This is a genomic window from Vibrio sp. Vb1554 (assembly GCF_033344235.1).
In genome coordinates this window covers 1-2,270 of record NZ_JAWPOJ010000084.1, presented here as the reverse complement: position 1 = coordinate 2,270, position 2,270 = coordinate 1, and the positions used below count along the sequence as shown (strand labels likewise).

General features: G+C 49.2%; 1 protein-coding gene. It reads left to right on the top strand.

Annotated elements, in window-relative coordinates; genetic code table 11:
* The first annotated feature begins 4 nt into the window (after nucleotides 1-4).
* The gene (locus R8N28_RS23755) at nucleotides 5-2,146 is read left to right on the top strand and encodes an EAL domain-containing protein (protein ID WP_318183492.1); all 2,142 of its coding nucleotides are present in this window, start codon (nucleotides 5-7) and stop codon (nucleotides 2,144-2,146) included.
* Nucleotides 2,147-2,270 lie beyond the last annotated feature (124 nt).

Sequence of the window (2,270 nt, the reverse complement as noted above, 5' to 3'; positions counted from 1 at the left end):
CGTTGTGACGTTGACGCACTCAACGCAGCAAAAGCAAACCGTTTCTGCGTGGCTGAGCGCACTGGCAGGCCGCATCAGTTTTGATGTTAGCCAGCATTATCATCAAGAGCTCAAACGTCATCACTCACACGCCAACAAGCCACTACCAACGCTGCAAGAATTCATCGATTGTCTGGATGACCACATCTGGATCAAAACCACCGATGGTCTGTACGCCATGACTAACCGCAGCGTGGAACAGGCGTGGAAAAAGTCTAACGATGACATTGTCGGGAAGAACGACTTTGACCTTTTCAGCGCCGAACGCGCGGAAAAATTCATTGATGCCGACCGATTAGTGGTCGCCACTGGCACACAGAACATCGTTGAAGAGTGTCGCCAAATTGATGAAAACAACAACCCAACTTGGCTGGAAACCATCAAATCACCGGTACGAAATCAGGCCGGTGACCTGATCGGCATTTTGGGCATGACGCGCAACATCACCCGTCGCAAGATGGTGGAAACGCAATTGTCGTTGGCGTCGAAAATCTTCAACAACTCGCAAGAAGGCATGGTCATTACCGACAGCAATGCCAATATCATTGATGTCAACAACGCGTTCTCGCAGATCACCGGATTCAGCGCCGAAGAAGTGATTGGGAAGAACCCCAACATTCTCCGCTCTGGGCACCATGATGATGCTTTTTACCAACAACTTTGGCAGCAACTTGAAACCAAAGGTCAATGGAAAGGCGAGTTTATCAACCGCAAACGTGATGGCAGCATTTACCCGCAATTAGCCACTATTAGCGCGGTAATGGATGACAAAAACCACCTAATTAACTACATCTGTGTGTTTGAGGACATCTCAGTGCGCAAAGCGCACGAAGAGAAACTGCAACGCATGGCGTTTTATGATCCGCTAACCAGCTTGCCCAACCGTACTCATTTGATCAGCTTGTTGGAACAGCACATCGAGATGGAACAACCTTTCGCTACGTTGTTTCTTGATATCGACCACTTTAAGCACATTAACGACAGCATGGGCCATTTCTGTGGTGACCAACTGTTGTCAAAACTGGCGGTTCGCCTGCAAGACATTTTGCACCTGAACGCGCATGTGGCTCGCATCGGTGGCGATGAATTTGTCATCGTACTGCCAGACATTGACGGCGATTCTCCGTTACTCGAAACGTTAAGCTCGATTTTGGGTGTGTTCCGCCGCCCGTTCGATCTGGCAAATCACGATTCGCTGCGGATCTCCACCAGCATCGGTATCGCACTCTACCCGAACGACGGTCAAGACAGTGAAACGCTGCTAAAAAACGCCGACACCGCAATGTATCTGGCGAAAAAAAATGGCCGTAACGGCTACGCCTTCTACTCTCCGGATTTAACTGACAAATCGGTATCGCACGTCCGAATTCAATCTGCGCTGCATGAAGCGATAGAAAAAGAACAGCTGCATTTGGTGTATCAGCCGCAATACAACCTCGCGCAAAACGCAATTATTGGTGTGGAAACCTTGGTGCGTTGGGAACACCCAGAATTTGGCTTAGTGCCACCTGCGGATTTTATTCCTATCGCAGAGAAGACGGGCTTGATTCAAAGCATCGGCGAATGGGTACTCAAAGACGCCTGTTTACAAGGGACTGACTGGCTGGCGAGAGGCGTTCAATTTGGCAAAATTGCAGTCAATGTATCAGCACTTCAATTGCAACAGTCGCGCTTCATCAACAAGCTCAAAACCATCCTTCGTGAAACGGGATTCCCGGCGCATCGCTTGGAGCTGGAAATTACCGAAAGCTTTTTGCTTATCGATCCAAAACTGGCCATCGCATCGCTAAATCAGCTGTGTGAACTCGGAATCGAGATTTCGTTGGATGACTTCGGCACAGGCTATTCTTCGCTGTCGTACCTCAAAGGTTTGCCAATCAACAAACTGAAAATCGACCGCTCGTTTGTCAGTGATGTGCCTAACGACAACGACAGCAACGCCATTGTTAACGCCATCATTGCGATGGGCACGACGCTTTCACTCAAAGTCGTGGCAGAAGGCATCGAAACGCCAGAACAAGTGGCTTACTTGGTCGACAAAGGTTGTATCTACGGTCAGGGATATTTATTCAGCCCACCCGTTGCGGCGGAAAAGTTATTTAACTAAGCACAACGTTCAATACACTGGCAACTTTGCGGTTAGATGTTCGTCGAACCGCAAAGCGCCAAACGATCCGCTAAAATGTTGATGCACACCAACAGCGGCACGCCAATCAACAGCCCCATTCCGC